We start from the raw sequence: 17,678 nt of genomic DNA, 5'->3' as shown, positions 1-17,678 counted from the left end.
ACCGAATTGTCGCGGATTTAACAAAGCGGCGGCGCCTCGCATTTAACCGTTTGTGCAGTGACGGCTGCGCATAGTTGCGAACAAATCCTTGTTGTTGCCAGGTTCATCATCGTGACATCCTTTGGACGCGTGATTTCGGTACGCGGATCGCTTGCCCGGGTCGGGCTCTTGGCGGAAGGCCGGATGCCGATCTCGGAAGTGCGCGCCACCGTCGGCCGCTTCGTCAGCATCCGCTGCGGCAGCTCGATCATCGTGGCCATGATCACTGAGGTCTCCTGCGAGAACCTCTCGAACGACAACTACATTGCCATCGCCTCCGTCGACCTGCTCGGCGAGATCCTCAATGCCAGCGACAAGGCCAAGTTCCAGCGCGGCGTTACCAACTATCCGACCATCGGCGATGCGGTCGACCTCATCACGAGCCAGGAGCTGCGCACGATCTATGCGCCGACCGGCGCGGACCAGATCAATGTCGGCTTCCTGCAACAGGACCGTTCCGTCGTCGCCTATGTCGACGTCGAAGAGATGCTTTCAAAGCATTTTGCGGTGCTCGGCTCGACCGGCGTCGGCAAATCGACCGGCGTGTCGTTGCTGCTCAACGAGATCCTGAAAGCGCGCCCGAACCTTCGCATCTTCCTGCTCGACGTCCACAACGAATATGGCCGCTGCTTCGGCGACCGCGCGCTCGTGCTCAATCCGCGGAACCTGAAACTGCCATTCTGGCTGTTCAATTTCGAGGAAATCGTCGACGTGCTGTTCGGCGGCCGGCCCGGCGTGCCCGAGGAGCTCGACATCCTCGCCGAGGTCATCCCGATCGCCAAGGGCGTCTACACGCAGTATCAGAACGCCGACCGCATCGGCTTGAAGCGGGTCGATCCCAAGCAGGTTGGCTTCACCGTCGACACACCCGTGCCGTACCGCCTGGTCGATCTGATCTCGCTGATCGACGAGCGCATGGGCAAGCTGGAAAACCGCTCCTCGCGCATCGTCTATCACAAGCTGATCTCTCGCATCGAGGCGGTGCGCAACGATCCGCGCTACGCCTTCATGTTCGACAACGCCAATGTCGGCGGCGACACCATGGCGGAGGTGATCAGCCATCTGTTCCGCCTGCCGGCAAACGGCAAGCCGATGACGGTGATGCAGCTCGCCGGCTTTCCGGCCGAGGTCATCGACTCCGTCGTCTCGGTGCTCTGCCGCATGGCCTTCGATTTCGGCCTGTGGAGCGACGGCGTCTCGCCGCTGCTCTTCGTCTGCGAGGAGGCGCATCGCTATGCGTCCGCCGACCGCAACATCGGTTTCGGGCCGACCCGCAAGGCCGTGTCGCGCATCGCCAAGGAAGGCCGCAAATACGGTGTCTATCTCGGTCTCATCACCCAGCGCCCGGCCGAGCTCGACGCCACCATCATCTCCCAGTGCAACACGCTGTTCACGATGCGCCTGGCCAACGACCGCGACCAGGCGCTGCTCCGCGCCGCGGTGTCGGATGCAGCCGCGAACCTGCTCTCCTTCGTGCCTTCGCTCGGCACCCGTGAGGTGCTGGCGTTCGGCGAAGGCGTAGCACTGCCGACGCGGTTGCGCTTCAAGGAGGTGCCGCCGCATCAATTGCCGCGCGGCGAGGCGACCATCAGCAGCGTTCCCTCGGTCACCGCCGGTCACGACATGCATTTCGTCGGCGCCGTGCTCGAGCGCTGGCGCGGGGCCACCTCGCAGCGCGACACGCCGAACGATCCGGTGTTCTCGGCGCCGCCTGCGAAGGCGCTCTCCAGCCTCGACGCTCCGATGCTCCAGCCATCGATGGGGCTCGACCCCGACCGCTTCTCCCTGCTGAAGAAGCCGCTGCGGTAACGCACTCTCGTGTCCCGGACGCGCCGGGACCCACGCCCCACACACAAACTGCACTCTCTCAAGCATGGGCCCCGTCTCTGCAGCGCACCGCTACAGAAGCGCTGCGCTGCGTCCGGGGCACGAGACCTTGCGGCGCCTCTGGAGCGTCTCTCTCGCATCGACTATGGTTGCCACCCCCGACCAGGAATGATGCCCATGACCCAGCCATCTTCAAATCGCTTTCCCGCGCCGGCCCTCGACACGCTGCCCGAGGACATCCGCACGCGCCTGCTCGCCGTGCAGGAGAAGAGCGGCTTCGTGCCGAACGTGTTCCTGACCCTGGCCTACCGGCCCGACGAGTTTCGCGCCTTCTTCGCCTATCACGATGCGCTGATGGAGAAGGACTCCGGACTCACCAAGGCCGATCGCGAAATGATCGTGGTGGCGACTTCGGCGGCCAACCAGTGCCAGTATTGCGTGATCGCGCACGGCGCGATCCTGCGCATCCGCGCCAAGAACCCGCTCATCGCCGACCAGGTCGCGGTGAACTACCGCAAGGCCGACATCACGCCGCGGCAGAAAGCGATGCTCGATTTCGCGATGAAGGTCTCGGCCGACGCACAACGGATTTCGGAGGAGGATTTCGCCGCGCTTGCCCCCCACGGCTTCAGCGACGACGACATCTGGGATATTGCCGCGATCTCGGCGTTCTTCGCGCTGTCGAACCGCCTCGCGAACTTCACGGGCATGCGACCGAACGACGAGTTTTATCTGATGGGACGCCTGCCGAAACAATGATCGCGCCGCTCGACTGGCCGGAGATCGTACTGCGGCTCGGCACCGCCACGCTGGCGGGCTGCGCCATCGGCTTGAACCGTGACCTGCAAGGCAAGCCGATCGGGCTGAAGACGCTCGGCATCGTCGGCCTGTCGACCGCGACCGTGGTGTTGCTCGCGGTCCAGTTCGCCGAGCCCGGCAAGATCTCGGACGCGACCAGCCGCGTCATCCAGGGCATACTCACCGGCATCGGCTTTCTTGGCGCCGGCGTGATCGTCCACGAAAGCCAGCATATTCGGGTGCGCGGCCTCACCAGCGCCGCCTGCACCTTCTTCGCCGCCTGCCTCGGCATCGCCTGCGGTGCAGGCGAGTGGCTCATCGTTGGCACTGCGCTGGCGTTGGCGTTCCTGATCCTCACGATGGGCAACCGCACCGAGAACTGGCTGCACCGCGCGCTCGGCGGTGAGGAGGAGCCGCATGATGCCGAGACAACGGCCCGGCGAGACGCGCGGGAGCGCTAGCCTCGGCCGAGGGGCTGCCGACGTTCCGCAAGATGCCATCATCGCCGCCGCCCGGAGCCTGACGGCCGACCGCGTACGGCTCTGCGCCTCAAATCGATTTCAGGTATCCAGGAGCGGATACGCTAGTCCTCCGCCGCGGGCCCGCTCAAACAATCCGAGACTACGAACCAGATTGCTGAAATGACGCTGCGGATCGCTGGAGAATCCCGAAGGCAAGATTCCGTAGCTACGAAGTTTGACCTCGACGTTTTTCCACCCCACCGATGCAGCAAGATCAAATGCCTGGATGCCCTTTTCAATGCGCTCCTCAGTATCGGAGAAATCGGAGAACGCCAACGGTGAGGAACGGGGGAAGTATGCGAACGAAATTTTGGGTCTGAGCGCCATTGCCTTGATGGCGGGCCAATCGAATTCGGCAAACGCCCGATGGACGGCGGGCCCGACAATGGTTGCCTGTTCCCACAGGAAGAAGGCCTCGAAAAGCGAGCGGCGCTCGCGATGAGACATGGTTCGCCCCGACCGACGTGCCGCATGACAGCGCGCCATGTGATCCAGGAGATCGGGCGGAATCGACCTTTGCGCCGCAGACGCCAGGAAATCCGTGCCGCTGAGATGGTAGATGAAGTACGTCTCTACACAGACACGCCGATTGATATCGCGAAAGTCATCAGCAAACTTTGCTAGTCGCCTCATCAGCTCTTGGCGGATCTGATGATGCCCTGCGAGGGCATGACCCCATGCGATAACGGCTCCAAGGCGCATTCCTGATCTGAAATAACCGCCGGCCCAAAGCGCGCCGTGCGCGGCAAGCAGCGGGAAACAATGATTAGCCCCGGAGTGTTCAAACAGATGATGGTAGACACTCGCTCGTTGAGCGAGGTCGCGGAGCCCTCCCGCGAGGACGGTGGCTTCGCGTCGTAGTGCGGCGACCGAATTTTCGACACTCTCTGGATCGCAATTCATGGTTGCGAACCATAAAATCGGCTCCCTTTTAGCGAAGTAAAGGTCCCGGTTTCCCCTGAACCGTGGTGAATGCCCGGTAAATCGGAACCTCCGGCTCCTCTAACCGCCAGCCTTCGCTTTGATGTCGTCCTCGGTCACAAGCGGGAGTCTTGATCGGCACCAGCCGGACAGATTGATCGCGCCCTTCCTCTTGGCGCGCGGGGCAAGGGCCTCTTCCGGCGCTTTAGCGCTGCATCATCAGTGCTTCGTCCTCAACTCGAGCACCGGAGCAAAGCGTTCGGCAAACGTCGCTGCCTTGGCTTCGCGAGCTGCAGCGAGTGAAGCCGCGATGAAACTGTGAAACCCTACTGCGGCGACCGCGAGCAAGGCGGCGGCGAAAACCAGACGACGCATTCCTCCCTCCTTTGTGGGCTCGACTACGCCAAAGCATGGAACGGCTTTGTTTCAGGACCTTTTCGTGCGGCCGGAAAATGACTTCGCTCAAGAGACCGTGATGAGGTCCGGTCGGCAAGGGCACTCCGGCAGACAACGGAATACCTTAGTTTAGGGCGCTCATCCCTTCTTATGGCCTCCGCATCAGCTCGTACAATTGAGCAACGGCGAGAGATCCCTATGCTCGCGACTAGTCCGAAGCGACGAATGAACCGCGCGAACTTCACGCTCGAACGGCGCACCTAACAATAGTCACGGTCGTTTTACAGTTGGCGGGAGTCGTGTTGGGAATTTTGCGCTCGGGACCACGGTAGTGAATCGCAAGACTGCCGCGACAGGCAGCTTGCTGGAGTGCAGGGTCTTCGAGGAATGCTCAAATGAACATCGTCATTCAGAAGCTCAATGGCCTGTGGCACCTGATCGTCGGGTCGTGTCACATCCGAACTCCTTTCCTGGAAACCCAGGATCGCGAGCTGGTCGTGACTTACGCCCGACGCGTCTACCCCGGCGCCAAGATCTTCGAGCGCAACTAGAGCATGATCCGGAAAAGTGTGAAGCGGTTATCCCTCGCGACAAACGCGGAACGCGTTTGCGCGAAGATCATGCTCAAACAAAGCCTCGAAGCGCAATGACGATTCATCCCAGTCTCATCGCGCTTTAGTATGAGCGTCGCGCCCTAGTCGTCCGCCGCAGGTCCGCACCAGCCGGGCAGATAGATCGCGTCCTTGATCTTTGCGGCAGACAGCGCCTTCTCCAGCGCCTTGTCAAAATTGGCATCGACGGCCTTGCGCGACAGCTTGCGGCGCAAATAGTCGGCCCACAGGAATTCCGAGAACGGCGTGGTGTCCTTGGCGAAGCCGCCCATGCGGCGGAGTTCGCCGGCGAGGCTGCGGAACGGATCGTCCTTGAGATCGGCGACCGATTTCGGCAGATCCTTGAAATGCCGCCGCTCCCCCTTGGCATCGTAGGGGTAGACCCAGCGCTTGTTGTCCATCACGCCCCAAAAGGCCTCGCGCTCGACCATCCTGAGGTCGCCGACGATCGTGACCAGCACGTCCTTGACGCCTTCGTCATGTAGCGCGCGGGCGAGATGATGATGGTCGATGACGTAGTAGCGCTGGTCCGGCCCGTAGACCACGGGGATCATGTGCCTGCCCAGCGTGTCCGCCTGCTTCTCCTTGTCCTGCTCACGCCAGCGCTTGCGCTTCTCCTTGACCTCGCGCATGCCGACCGTCATCTGCGTCGGCCTCAGCGACAGAATCGGCACCGGGTGCACTCTGGGCTCGCGCGTGTTGGTCATGGTCGAAAACCTCTCTACGGTTGCAAAGAACGTCCTGAACTCCGTACGATTATGCCATGACGGCCGGGACGGCAAATGCCGATGCGGCGCGGAGAGACCAAAAGCGGATGCTTAAAATCCAGAATGAACGGACGGCCAATGGACGGACCGGCAAGGCGCGGGTCGTCAGGCTCGGCGGGCGCGAGATCATCGCCGAGGGGTTGACGCTGAATTTCTGGGCCGACATCAGCCATCGCTGCATGACGGCGTCCTGGCCGGTCTTCATCGCGAGCGCCGCGCTGGTCTTTCTCGCCTTCAATGCGTTCTTCGCCTTCTTCTACTGGATCGGCGACCTGCCGATCTCGAACGTCCCCGGTGGTGCCTATATCGACTATTTCTATTTCTCGATCGAGACGCTCTCGACCGCGGGCTATGGCGACATGCACCCGCAGAGCCATTACGGCCACCTCATTGCGACCGTCGAATTATTTACCGGTATCTTCTCGATGTCGCTGATGACCGGGCTGATCTTCGCCCGCTTCTCGCGGCCAAGCGCGCGGCTGCTGTTCGCCGAAAATCCGGTGATCTCGCTGCATGAGGGCAAGCCGACGCTGATGATCCGCCTTGCCAACGAGCGGCACAACATCATCGCCAATGCCAATGCGCGCGTCTGGGCGTTCAAGAGCGTGGTGACGAAGGAAGGCCAGCCGCTGCGGCGCTTTTACGAGCTTGCGCTCGACCGCAACGAGATACCCGGCCTTGCCTTGAGCTGGACGCTCTATCACTCGCTGGACGAGACGAGCCCGTTGCATGGCTTGTCGGCGGAAGACATGGAAGCTGCGACCGTCGCGCTCATCGTGGTGCTGTCGGGCCATGATGTTGTTGCAGCGCAAACCGTCCATGCCCGCAAATCCTACGAGCATTTCGAGATCAGGTTCGGCCACCGCTATGCCGATATCCTCGATACGCAGGACGATGGACGGCTGCGCATCGACTACGGCAAGTTCCACCAGACACTGGAAACGACCGGCGAAGCATAATTCCGAAGCAAGAGATGCACGCTGCACTCGTGAAGATTTTCTGCAACGCTTCGCAGCCCTGTGCTATCTAAATTTCGCTGCTTTGAAAGCTGATCCGCGACCGATCCCTTTGGCATGAAAACCCAGCGGCCCATAACCTCGGACGGCGAGCACCGGGTGCTCCAGTTCAGGCCGCGCAGCCAGCTCCAGGCCGCGCCCCGGCGGGAGAACGGGACCGTACAGCCGCTGCACGCCCAGCCCGCGCCGGAACCGCTCGACCTCTCGCGTTACGAGCAGCCCCGCGACGAGCCGGACGACTTCCGCCACCGCATGCTCGCCAACATCGCAGCCCTCGCCTTCACCATCGCGCTCACCGCGATCGGGATCTGGCTCGCGGTCAGCATTGCGGACCTGCGCCGGACCCAGGATTGCGTGCTGATGGGCCGGCGCGACTGCGTGAAGATCGCAACGCCGCATATCTAGGCACCCAGCCCCAAGACCCCGGTTCGCGGGGCTCCGACCGGCATCCCCAGCCCTGTTCTTGGGCCCTGCCCGGCTCCATTGAACTCAGGGCTGCCCTCCGATATACGGGCACTCGACCCGGCCAGAGGGCGTTTGAGGGCATCACTCGGGGCGCGATGCCCGCCCACCGTGCCCCTCTGGAACATCTGAAAAATACCCGCAATATATCAAAGGCTTAGTGATGTCCTCCACATTCGATCAGGTCGCCACGATCATCGCTGAAACCTGCGACATCCCGCGCGACACGATCACGCCGGATAGCCACGCCATCGACGATCTGGGCATCGACAGTCTCGATTTCCTGGACATCGCGTTCGCGATCGACAAGCAGTTCGGCATCAAGCTGCCGCTGGAGAAGTGGACCCAAGAGGTCAACGACGGCAAGGCGACCACCGAGCAATATTTCGTGCTGAAGAACCTGTGTGCGCGCATCGACGAGCTGGTGGCAGCCAAAGGCGCGAGCACCTGATCGCGCGACCATGCAACTCGAATACTTCCACATGATCGATCGCATCGTCGACCTCAACGTCGACGAGAAGCGGATCGTCGTCGAGGCGCTCGTCCCGAAGGAAAGCACCATCTTCGAGGGACACTTTCCGGGCTATCCCCTGATGCCCGGCGTGCTCCTGATCGAATCGATGGCGCAGGCCTCAGGCTGGCTGCAGCTCGGCGTGTTGAAGTTCGAGCGCATGCCGATCCTCGCCGCCGTGAAGGAGGCCAAGGTCCGCGGCTCCGTCTTCCCCGGCGATCTCATGAGCATCGAGGCAACCCTCGCCCATGAGGGCTCGGGCTATGCCATGACCGAAGCCAGGATCAGGGTCGGCGGCAAGCTGCGTGCGAATTCGACGCTCACCTTCACGCAGATTCCCTTCCCCAATGCGGATATGCGCAGCTACATGGACGCGTTCGCCAAGCGCATCGGCTTTCCGCAACAGGCCGCATCGTCATGACTGAGACTGCTTCGAAGCCCGGCCAGACGGAAGTCTGGATCACCGGTATTGGGCTCGCCACTTCGCTCGGCGAAGGGCTGGACGCCAACTGGGCCGCACTCGGCGAGCGGCGTATCAACGTCGACGAGAAGGGGTTTGCCCCCTTCATCGTGCATCCCCTGATGCCGGTCAGTTTCGACAGCCAGATCCCGAAGAAGGGCGACCAGCGCCAGATGGAAGCCTGGCAGCGCATCGGCACCTATGCCGCGGGGCTGGCGCTCGACTCGGCCGGGATTAAAGGCAACAAGGACATCCTGTCCAAGATCGACATGGTGGTCGCGGCCGGCGGTGGCGAGCGCGATCTCAACGTCGATACCGGCGTGCTCACGGCCGAGGCCAAGGGCGCCAATGCGCCCGGCTTCCTCAACGAGCGGCTGATGAGCGATCTGCGGCCGACGCTGTTTTTGGCCCAGCTCTCCAACCTGCTCGCCGGCAACATCGCCATCGTGCATGGCTTAGGGGGCACCTCGCGCACCTTCATGGGTGAAGAGGTAGCGGGCGCGGATGCGACGCGCATCGCGCTGGCACGGATCGCCTCGGGCGAGAGCGACATTGCGCTGGTCGGCGGCTCGCATAATGGCGAGCGCAAGGACCTCATGGTCCTCTACGAGTTCGGCGACTTCAACCTGAAGGACAAGTTCGCTCCCGTCTGGGCGCGCAAGGACCACGCCGGCTTCGCGCTCGGCTCGGCGGGCGCGTTCCTGGTGCTGGAATCGAAGGCCCATGCGGAAGCGCGCGGCGCAAAACCGTTCGCGAAGCTGACGAGCGTGGTGGCCGATCTGGCCAGGCGCAAGCAGCCGGGCGAGTTGACCGCGACGCTCGAGAAGCTGTGGTCGAACCTGCCCAGGCGCGAGGGCAAGGGCGCGATCATCACGGGGGTAACCGGCGCGGAGCCGGCGACAGCCGAGGAGCGTGCCTTCCTCGAGAGCCATGCGGACTTCCCGGTTCGCGCCACCGGTACCATGTTCGGCCACACCATGGAGACGCAGTTCCCGCTCGGAATTGCGCTCGCCGCACTGTCGCTCTCGCGCGGAGCCCTGTTCCCGCCGAACGATTCGACTGGCCTCGAGATTGAAATGCAGTCGGCTCCGACCCAGATTGTGGTGGTGGGAGCCGGACACTGGCGCGGCGAAGGCATGGCGCTGGTGGAAGCGGTCAGCTGAACCGCGCGTTCGGCTGATTGTTTGATACGATTGAGACGAGCGGGGGAAAACATGACAGCACCACGCGATAAATTCGGACGGCCCGTCGTCGTCGTCACCGGCATGGGCATCATGACCTCGCTCGGCGCCGGCAAGGCCGACAACTGGTCAAAGCTGGTCGCCGGGCAATCCGGCATTCGCACCATCACGCGCTTTCCGACCGACGGGCTGAAGACGACGATGGCCGGCACGGTCGATTTCGTCAGCGTCGATCCGTTCTCCTCCACCGGCCTCTCCGAGCGGATGGCCGAGATGGTCACGGAGGAAGCGCTGGATCAGGCCGGCATCGGCGCGAGGGACGACTTCCCGGGCCCCCTCTTCCTCGCGGTCGCGCCGGTAGAGGTGGAATGGCCGCAGCGCCGCGAGCTCGGCCGCGCCGTCGGCAAGCCCGACTTCACCTATGATGATCTGCTGCGCATCTCCGGCGGCGGCAAGTACAACGCCTATCATCACCGCTTCATGTTCGGCTCGGTGGCCGCGCATCTCGCCGAGACCTTCGGCACCAAGGGCTCGCCGATTTCGCTGTCGACGGCTTGCGCCTCGGGCGCGACCTCGATCCAGCTCGGCGTCGAGGCGATCCGCCGCGGTGAGACCGATGCTGCGCTGTGCGTGGCGACTGACGGCACCGTGAATCCGGAAGCGCTGGTGCGCTTCTCGCTGCTCTCCGCGCTCTCGACCCAGAACGAACCGCCGCAGGCCGCCTCGCGTCCGTTCTCGAAGAATCGCGACGGCTTCGTCATGGCTGAAGGTGCAGGCGCCCTCGTGCTCGAAAGCTACGAGGCTGCGACCGCGCGCGGCGCAAAAATCCTCGGCGTGATCGCCGGCTGCGGCGAGCTCACCGATTCCTTCCACCGTACCCGCTCTTCTCCGGATGGGAAGCCGATCATCGGCTGCATGAACAAGACACTGGCCGATGCCGGCATGACGCCGGACCAGATCGACCATATCAATGCCCACGGCACCGCGACGCCCGAAAACGACAAGATGGAATTCAACACGACGTCAGCCGTGTTCGGCGAGCTCGCGCAAAAGATCCCGGTCACATCCAACAAGTCGATGGTCGGCCACACCATCTCCGCCGCCGGCGCGGTCGAGGCGATCTTCTCGCTGCTCACGCTCGAGCATCAGCGCATCCCGCCGACCATCAACTACGACAATCCGGATCCCACGATCCTGTTCGACGTCGTCGGCAACACCGCGCGCGATGCCCGCGTCACCGCGGTGATGTCGAACTCGTTCGGCTTCGGCGGCCAGAACGCCTCGCTGATTCTGACCCGCGAACCGGCCTGATCCGACGCATGACGCTGCTTCCTGCGAGCACGAAGGCCCGCGCGCGGGAGGCTGCGAAATCGATCAGCGGGAGCCTGATCGGCGCCGCGACCGTCGGCATGCTGCGCACCACGCGCTATTTCGATCCGCTCAAGACCTCGAATTTCTTTTCGCGCGTCACCCGCCTGATCGGCCCTCGCCTGCGCGAGCACAAGATCGCGCGTGCCAATCTGTCGGCGGCTTTCCCGGAGAAATCGCCCGAGGAGATCGAAACAATCCTGATGGGCGTGTGGGACAGTCTCGGTCGCTACGGCGCCGAGTTCGCCCATATCGATCGAGTCTGGGACTATGATCGCGCCCACCCGGAGAACAGCCGCATCGAGCTGCCGCCGCGGACAATCGAGCTGTTCGACCAGATCAGGGATGATGGCAAGCCGGCGCTGATCTTCACCTCCCATCTTGCCATGTGGGAACTACCGGCGCTCGCCGCCGTCGCTCACGGCCTCGACGCTGCGATCCTCTATCGCCGCCCCAACATTGCGTCTGCCGACCGCATCATCCAGGAGATGCGCCAGGTCAACATGGGCACGCTGATCCCTGCGGGGCGCGACGCGCCGTTCCGTCTTGGCGAAGCGCTCAGGAACGGCCAGCACGTCGCCATGCTGGTCGACCAGTATCTGACCGGCGGCGTCGAGGTCACCTTCTTCGGCCGCAAGACCCGCGCCAACCCGATGCTGGCGCGGCTCCTGCGCCAGGTCGAATGCCCCATCCACGGCGTGCGCATTATCCGCCTGCCCGGCTATCGCTTCCGCGCCGAGCTGACCGAGGAGATCCCGCCGGTGCGCGACGCCGAGGGCAAGATCGACGTCCAGGGCACGACGCAGGCAATCACCAACGTGGTGGAAGGCTGGGTGCGCGAGCATCCGGAGCAGTGGCTGTGGCTGCATCGAAGGTGGCGGTAGCGAACAGTTCTGATCTGCCAGCCCCTCATCCTGAGGAGCGCGGAACGCGCGTCTCGAAGGCTGAAGGCCCGGCTAGTGGCCTCGCCCTTCGAGACGCGCACAAAGGGCGCGCTCCTCAGGGCGAGGGTCACTCTTTCTCAGCTCGGGACCGCTGACGATCCCGAGCGCCAAGCTTCGGGCGTCACTGCGCCGTTGCTGCCCTGACGGCGCGGAAGAACGAGTCTTGCCCCTTGACGGCGGCATACAGGTTGAGCCGACCCCACCCATCCCAGGTATTGCCGTCGAGCAATGCGAAGCCAGATGGTAGCGCCGTGTTCCGCAGGATTTCCGTGCGCTGTTGATCGGTGGCATAGGGGAATCGGGTCAACAGCAACACCTGCGCCTGCACCGGAACGGTCTCGGGCAATTTCATCGATGCCGCCGCCAAGGCGAGCCCGTAGGTCATGCGATAGGTGTAACCCTTGATGTCATCCGGATCGAGGTTGAAATCACGTCCGTGCCGGTCATCGCGGTCATGATCCCGACCGTCGCGATGGTCACGATCGTCGTCGCGACCACCACCCGCTCGCTTGAGGCAGGCTTCCAGCGTGCTCTCGCCGCACGCCTGCGCCAGATATTTCTGGGTTTTCGTGTAGGCCTGATAGACCGCATAGGCGGAGGCATTGGCGGGGTTGGTCCAATCCAACCGATTGCCATACTGACCATAGAGCGCGCCGTAGATGTTGGTCGCGACGATCGCGGTCGCCTCCATACGGCCGCCGATCACATCCAGCGGCGAATGCATGCCGGCAAAGATGCGATTGTTGCCGAGGTCGGCAGCGCGGACCAGGAGGCTTTCATATTCCTGCGGTACCAGGAAGGCCAGCCCGAGCGCCTGATTGTAAGCCAGATTGGTGTGGCCACTGACGAAGGCGCCGTCGCCGTAGGGGTTGGTGCCGTTTGCGATCTGCCAGAGCAGCGTCGGAACCTTGACTTTGGTCGAGAGTCTGAACGGACGCGGCGCCGTGCCGATGCCAGGGACGTAGTCACCCGCATTGAATTGAGTGGGCGTGAAATTGCCCGCCGCGTCGAAGCTTCCGACATCGGGGACCGTGATCGGCTGGCCTCCATTGGCGGCCACCAGGGCTGCCGTCACGGTATAACCGCGTACCCAGTTGACGGTGTTGTAGTAGGCGGTCGGGACTGAAAAACTGCTGAGATAGGTGGGAACGACGAATTGCGCGGTGTCCGTAGCGGTGAGACCGGCCTTGTTGCTCACCGCATTGTAGTTGCCGTAGCGCGCATCCAACGGGCTGATCGTGCCGGCGGTGATTGAAGCGGGATTTACGACTGGAGCCGTCGAGCCCATGTAGCGCTCGAACGTGCGCTTCGGCGGCTCGGTCGAGGCGTTGTTGCGGATGGTGTTGTTGAGGAAGTTCGCGGCATCGGCCAATGGCGTTGCGGTGCCGTCACCGAAGTTCGAAAAGCCGATGGTCGCGCTGTTGAGATAGTTGATGCCGTGCGCGGCCGTATCGTAGTCCTGCAAAGTGGTGACCACGTACGAGGTCGGCGTCAGGCTGGTTGGCGGCGTCGCCGTCGTGGAAGACCCGATTCCCGTCATGAAATATGACGTCAGCGGACCGAGGCCGTTGAGAACGCTGTAGGGCTGCGAGGTACGATCGTCGTGGATCGCTGCGAGCGTCTGCGCCTGCGTACGTTCTTGCGTCATCCTGATGACAGTCTGATAGTTGTGCTCCATGACCCCCGCACCATTCCTCAGCTTGGGATCGACGAGCATGAGACGAGCGTATGCATCCAGCAGATTGACGATCGTAGATCCGACCGACGCGCTGGAGCTGTTGGTGAAATTCACCGGCGGGGTCGTAGGAATGACCTGGGCGTGCGCGGCGACCGGCAGCAGAGCAGCGCCGAGCGCCGCATATCTCCAGAATTTTGAGGACGGCGAGTATGTCATGTGAAAGGCCCCAGACCCTACGCTTGCTGAATGCACCCGGTGCGCACGCATACGGGTGGGGGCAAGCCCTACTGTCTGATGCCGTCCCCGCGCTTGGAGTATTTCTCGATCGTTACATTCTGATAACGAGAGCGTGATGCGGCATGATAACGAGAGCGTCGTGCGATTGCGTGGCGCATCGAGAGCTGGATCAGGTTCGGAGCGCGTTTTCCTCATACTCCGCTGTCATCGCCCGAGAAAGCGGGCGATCCAGTATTTCAGAGACGGTAACGAATACGGAGAAGCCGCGGCGTACTGGATGCCCCGGTCAAGCCGGGGCATGACAGCGAGTTTTCGCCCTCACCGCTCCGGCAACCCTGCGTCGACCTCGGCCTGAACGATGCGATCCCAGGCTGCGATACAAACCGGACTTGCGTTCTTCATCGGCGGCCAGACGCTGAGCCTGGTCGTGCCGGGCCGCAGCCTCAGTCCCTCCGCGATCGCCGCCCTCGCCTCCTCGAACCGGCCCGATCTCTGGTAGGCGGCGGCGAGCAGCAGGTGCGAGCGCCCGGTCGCTGGCGTGATGGCGATCGAACGCTGCAGCCACGGCAGTGCCTCCTCGTCGCGCCCCATCGCGAGATTCGCCAGGCCCGCGCCGAGCAGCCAGGTCCAGCGCGAGGCCGGCGGCGTGTCGTAACGATCGGACTGGAGGAATGTCGCGAGCGCATCGTCGAAGCGGCCGAGATAGATCTGGCCGAGGCCAATCAGATAGAGCGCGGACCCGTTCCACGGATCGAAGCTCAGTGCCTTGGCGCAGGTGACGAGACTTTCCACGAAATGGTTGGTCGCGCTGAGGAAGCGGCAAGTGGCCTCGAGCACCGGAATGGAATTCGGCTTCGACCGCAATGCCCGCTCGAGCGTCGCATTGGCCTTCGCCTCGACCGCGACCGCCTCCTCCGGGCTGAACCAGACCATCTGGATGCCGCGCATCTGCAGCGAGGCGAGCGCGACGGCGAGATCGACATTGTCAGGATCGTCAGTCAGCGCCTTCTGCAGCATGGTCTGTGCCACGCCGAAACGCTCGCGCGTCGTCTGGTTGATCGAGGCGAGCGCCTGCTCGACGGCGACCTTGTCGCCGCCCGCGGACTGTCGGCGGCTCGAAGACGCGCTGGGCTCCAGCATGTCGTTGAGGCGGCGCGCAAGCACGTGACCCACGCCCGCGGCAAGCCGCGACTGCGCAAGCTGCGCATCCGCCTCATCCGCGTTGACCGAAGCGGTAGCGACCGACTGAACCTCGCCGGTGGCTATCTTGATCATGCGCGCCCGCAGCGTCCAGGATTGATCACCGTGCGCTAACTCACCGCGGATTTCGTAATCGGGTGATGCGGCCAGCGCACTTGTGCTTTCGACGCCCGCGAGCGCTGGCGATCGCGGCGCAACCACGCTGATACTCTGGATCTTCGCAAAGCCGTCCGTGAGGCGACCGGTGACCTCCTCCGCCATCGCTGCGCCGCCCTGGTCGTTGCTGGCATCAACGATCGGCATCACGGCGATGCGAGGCGGCGTTCGCCGGAACAGGAGGTCCGGCTTCAGCACCGGCGCGGCCACAGCAAGCCCCATGGCGATCACACCTGTCACGGCCACTGCGGCGACCATGGCCCGCCGGCTGAAGCCGAAGATGGAGCGCTGCGAGCTCACCTGCAGCGGAACACCTTCAGCCGGCGTCGCAGGCCCGGCTTCCGCAGCCTGGGCGAGCGAAGGCTCCTCGGCGTCCGCCGTGACCTCCGCCTCTGCTTCAACCTCCGCCGTCAGCAGATAGCCGCCGCCAGAGGCGAGCTTGATCAGCTGCCGTCGCTCGTCGCCGAGGGCGGTGCGAAGCTCGCGGATGCACTGGAAGAGATTGTCCTCGCCGACATGGACGTTCGGCCAGACCGCCTCCATCAGCTCCTGCTTGCTGAGCACCCGGCCGCCGCTGGTGGCGAAAACCCGTAGCATCTCGAAGGTCTTGGGTCGGAGCTTGATCGCGACACCATCGGCCCCGCGCAGCTCCGCGCGCGGCCGGTCCAGCTCGAAGCCGGCGAAACGAAGCACGTTATCCCCCAAAGCGTCTCTCCGGCCCGCTCATATAGCGGAAGTCTGTCGAAAATGCCCGAAAAGCGGGTCTGAAACGGAAATATCAGAAACTTTCAGAAACTTGCCGACCGCTTATCAGGACACCACCCCCAGCCAATGAGAAGAGTCGTGCCGGAGACGGACTCGCGATCGCGGAATGGGGGACGAGTTGAAGAAAGACTGTTTCGTGGCGACCCGCTGCATGCGGGCCGCACTGCTGACGTCGTCGGCGCTGGTCTTGGCCTGGATGCTACCGGCCGCGCCCTCGCGCGCCGTGTCGAATGGCACCTGGCTCGCCTCTCCCGGCAGCAACGACCATGGCACCGGCTCCAACTGGAGCGGCGGCTTTGTCCCGGCGGGCTTTGCCTCCTTCAGCACCTCGAACACCACCAGCCTGTCGATTTCGGGCGCCTCGTCGGCCTACGACTGGACCTTCAATACAGGCGCCTCGAACTACACCTTTAACGTCACCGCCTCGCTGACCTTCCTTGGCGCAGGCATCACCATCAACGGTGGCAGCGCAACCATCACAAACAACGGCGTGCTCGAGTTCGACAGCGGCACGGCCGGCAACGCTCATCACCAACACCAATCAGCTGTCGTTCTTCAGGTTTTGCGCCCGCGCGTCGATTAAGCCAAGCTTCATCGCAACTTAGGCGCCGCCGCCCCGGTAAACCAGCAGGTGGCGGTTCTACTGTGCATGGGGTTGTTTTGCAGAAATGACTTGCCGGGTCGATCCTGGGAAGGACCACCGCCCCTCAGCGCCCCGTCTTCACCTTGGTCCAGAGCCGGTTGATGATGCGCTGGGTCGCGGGGTCGCGGGCCGTGATGACGAACAGCTTTGCGAGCGTCGCCTCGTCCGGATAGATGTTCCTGTCGTTCAGGATCTTTGGGTCGATCAACTTCTGGCTGGCGAGGTTGCCGTTGGCGTAGGACAGGAAGTCGGAGTTCTTTGCCGCGACATCCGGGCGGTAGAGATAGTTGATCAGTTCATAGGCTTCCGCGACGTTCTTGGCATCCGCGGGGATCGCGAGATTGTCGAAGAACATCTGCGCGCCCTCCTTCGGGATGGCATAGCCGATCTCGATGCCGCTCTTGGCTTCGGCGGCACGCGCCCTCGCCTGCATGATGTCGCCGGACCAGCCGACCACGAAGCAGATCTCGCCGGTCGCGAGCGCGCTCAGATATTCGGAAGAGTGGAACTTGCGCACGGACGGGCGAACTTTTGTCACGACATCGGCGGCCTTCTCGAGGTCGGCCTGCTTGGTCGAGTTCGGATCGAGCCCGAGATAGTTCAGCGCCGCCGGAAAGATGTCGTCGGCGGAATCGAGCATGTGCACGCCGCAGTCTTTGAACTTGGCGAGATTCTCCGGCTTGAAGACGATGTCCCAGCTATCGATCTTCGCGTCCGGCCCGAGGATCTCCCTCACCTTCTTGACGTTGTAGCCTATGCCCGTCGTGCCCCACATGTAGTTGGCTGCGAAGACGTTGCCGGGATCGTAGGTCGCAAGGTGCTGGTTCACCATCGGCCAGGCGTTGGCGAGGTTCGGCAGCTTCGACTTGTCGAGCTTCTGGAAGATGTTCGCCTTGATCTGGCGCTGCAGGAAGTAGGCCGTGGGCACCACGACGTCGTAGCCGGACTTGCCGGCCATCAGGCGCGTCTCCAGCGTCTCGTTGGCGTCGAAGGTGTCGTAGACCACCTTGATGCCGGTCTCCTTGGTGAAGGCCTCAAGGACATCCGGCGCCATGTAGTTGGACCAGTTGTAGAAGTTGACGACGCGCTCCTCGGCCCCGGCCGGAGGCGAAAGCAACGTCAGCGCGGCGATTGCAATACTGAGGCAAAACCTCGAGCGGCTGACGTTCGTCATCTT

The 17,678-nt window shown here is 63.2% G+C and carries 18 protein-coding genes; 12 read left to right on the top strand and 6 right to left on the bottom strand.

The features are described 5' to 3' along the window. Positions 1 to 111: 111 nt before the first annotated feature. From Q3C01_RS01790 to Q3C01_RS01780, 3 genes are all read left to right on the top strand, one after another. Positions 112 to 1,848 (top strand): ATP-binding protein, encoded by a 1,737-nt coding sequence (locus Q3C01_RS01790; protein WP_458143347.1) that lies wholly within the window; start codon positions 112 to 114, stop codon positions 1,846 to 1,848. Positions 1,849 to 2,043: 195 nt separating this feature from the next. Further along, positions 2,044 to 2,625, top strand: a complete 582-nt coding sequence (locus tag Q3C01_RS01785) for a peroxidase-related enzyme (RefSeq protein ID WP_458143345.1) — start codon at positions 2,044 to 2,046, stop codon at positions 2,623 to 2,625. Then, complete coding sequence (locus Q3C01_RS01780) at positions 2,625 to 3,125, top strand: MgtC/SapB family protein (RefSeq protein WP_458143568.1); 501 nt, start codon at positions 2,625 to 2,627, stop codon at positions 3,123 to 3,125. The genes Q3C01_RS01785 and Q3C01_RS01780 overlap by 1 nt, the downstream gene beginning before the upstream one ends. Positions 3,126 to 3,224: 99 nt before the next feature. Here the strand turns inward: Q3C01_RS01780 and Q3C01_RS01775 are convergent, their stop codons facing one another. Together Q3C01_RS01775 and Q3C01_RS01770 are read right to left on the bottom strand one after the other, a co-directional pair. Next, positions 3,225 to 4,088: a hypothetical protein gene (locus Q3C01_RS01775; RefSeq protein WP_458143343.1), complete on the bottom strand. Its 864-nt coding sequence runs from the start codon at positions 4,086 to 4,088 to the stop codon at positions 3,225 to 3,227. A 237-nt stretch (positions 4,089 to 4,325) separates the two neighbouring features. Next, positions 4,326 to 4,481, bottom strand: coding sequence for a hypothetical protein (locus tag Q3C01_RS01770; RefSeq protein ID WP_458143342.1), 156 nt, complete (start codon positions 4,479 to 4,481; stop codon positions 4,326 to 4,328). A gap of 416 nt (positions 4,482 to 4,897) precedes the next feature. Between Q3C01_RS01770 and Q3C01_RS01765 the strand changes: the two genes are divergently transcribed. Then, positions 4,898 to 5,053 carry a hypothetical protein gene (locus Q3C01_RS01765; protein ID WP_458143341.1) on the top strand — a complete coding sequence of 52 codons (156 nt, stop codon included), beginning with the start codon at positions 4,898 to 4,900 and terminating at the stop codon, positions 5,051 to 5,053. Positions 5,054 to 5,196: 143 nt separating this feature from the next. Here Q3C01_RS01765 and Q3C01_RS01760 read toward each other — a convergent pair whose 3' ends face one another. After that, positions 5,197 to 5,820 carry a ParB-like protein gene (locus Q3C01_RS01760; RefSeq protein ID WP_458143340.1) on the bottom strand — a complete coding sequence of 208 codons (624 nt, stop codon included), beginning with the start codon at positions 5,818 to 5,820 and terminating at the stop codon, positions 5,197 to 5,199. 107 nt (positions 5,821 to 5,927) lie between these two features. Between Q3C01_RS01760 and Q3C01_RS01755 the strand changes: the two genes are divergently transcribed. From Q3C01_RS01755 to Q3C01_RS01725, 7 genes are all read left to right on the top strand, one after another. After that, positions 5,928 to 6,839, top strand: coding sequence for an ion channel (locus Q3C01_RS01755; RefSeq protein WP_458143338.1), 912 nt, complete (start codon positions 5,928 to 5,930; stop codon positions 6,837 to 6,839). 114 nt (positions 6,840 to 6,953) lie between these two features. Then, entirely contained in the window at positions 6,954 to 7,301 is a 348-nt protein-coding gene (locus tag Q3C01_RS01750) for a hypothetical protein (RefSeq protein WP_458143336.1), read from the top strand. 220 nt (positions 7,302 to 7,521) lie between these two features. Beyond that, the gene (locus Q3C01_RS01745; RefSeq protein WP_254094404.1) at positions 7,522 to 7,809 is read left to right on the top strand and encodes an acyl carrier protein; all 288 of its coding nucleotides are present in this window, start codon (positions 7,522 to 7,524) and stop codon (positions 7,807 to 7,809) included. Positions 7,810 to 7,819: 10 nt separating this feature from the next. Beyond that, positions 7,820 to 8,290 carry a 3-hydroxyacyl-ACP dehydratase FabZ family protein gene (locus tag Q3C01_RS01740; protein WP_458143335.1) on the top strand — a complete coding sequence of 157 codons (471 nt, stop codon included), beginning with the start codon at positions 7,820 to 7,822 and terminating at the stop codon, positions 8,288 to 8,290. Then, positions 8,287 to 9,492, top strand: coding sequence for a beta-ketoacyl-ACP synthase (locus Q3C01_RS01735; protein WP_458143333.1), 1,206 nt, complete (start codon positions 8,287 to 8,289; stop codon positions 9,490 to 9,492). The genes Q3C01_RS01740 and Q3C01_RS01735 overlap by 4 nt, the downstream gene beginning before the upstream one ends. 51 nt (positions 9,493 to 9,543) lie before the next feature. Then, the gene (locus tag Q3C01_RS01730) at positions 9,544 to 10,821 is read left to right on the top strand and encodes a beta-ketoacyl-ACP synthase (protein ID WP_458143332.1); all 1,278 of its coding nucleotides are present in this window, start codon (positions 9,544 to 9,546) and stop codon (positions 10,819 to 10,821) included. 8 nt (positions 10,822 to 10,829) lie between these two features. Then, positions 10,830 to 11,762, top strand: a complete 933-nt coding sequence (locus Q3C01_RS01725) for a lipid A biosynthesis lauroyl acyltransferase (RefSeq protein WP_458143331.1) — start codon at positions 10,830 to 10,832, stop codon at positions 11,760 to 11,762. Positions 11,763 to 11,943: 181 nt separating this feature from the next. Here the strand turns inward: Q3C01_RS01725 and Q3C01_RS01720 are convergent, their stop codons facing one another. Together Q3C01_RS01720 and Q3C01_RS01715 are read right to left on the bottom strand one after the other, a co-directional pair. After that, positions 11,944 to 13,716: a phosphatase PAP2 family protein gene (locus Q3C01_RS01720; RefSeq protein WP_458143329.1), complete on the bottom strand. Its 1,773-nt coding sequence runs from the start codon at positions 13,714 to 13,716 to the stop codon at positions 11,944 to 11,946. 339 nt (positions 13,717 to 14,055) lie between these two features. Further along, positions 14,056 to 15,786 carry a winged helix-turn-helix domain-containing protein gene (locus Q3C01_RS01715; RefSeq protein WP_458143327.1) on the bottom strand — a complete coding sequence of 577 codons (1,731 nt, stop codon included), beginning with the start codon at positions 15,784 to 15,786 and terminating at the stop codon, positions 14,056 to 14,058. Between the two features lie 178 nt (positions 15,787 to 15,964). Between Q3C01_RS01715 and Q3C01_RS01710 the strand changes: the two genes are divergently transcribed. Next, the gene (locus tag Q3C01_RS01710; RefSeq protein WP_458143325.1) at positions 15,965 to 16,441 is read left to right on the top strand and encodes a hypothetical protein; all 477 of its coding nucleotides are present in this window, start codon (positions 15,965 to 15,967) and stop codon (positions 16,439 to 16,441) included. A gap of 124 nt (positions 16,442 to 16,565) precedes the next feature. Here Q3C01_RS01710 and Q3C01_RS01705 read toward each other — a convergent pair whose 3' ends face one another. Further along, entirely contained in the window at positions 16,566 to 17,675 is a 1,110-nt protein-coding gene (locus Q3C01_RS01705; protein WP_458143323.1) for a polyamine ABC transporter substrate-binding protein, read from the bottom strand. Positions 17,676 to 17,678: the final 3 nt, after the last annotated feature.

The organism is Bradyrhizobium sp. UFLA05-109, from assembly GCF_054185165.1.
The sequence above is the reverse complement of the archived record's forward strand: the minus strand, read 5'-3'. Positions and strand labels throughout refer to the sequence as shown.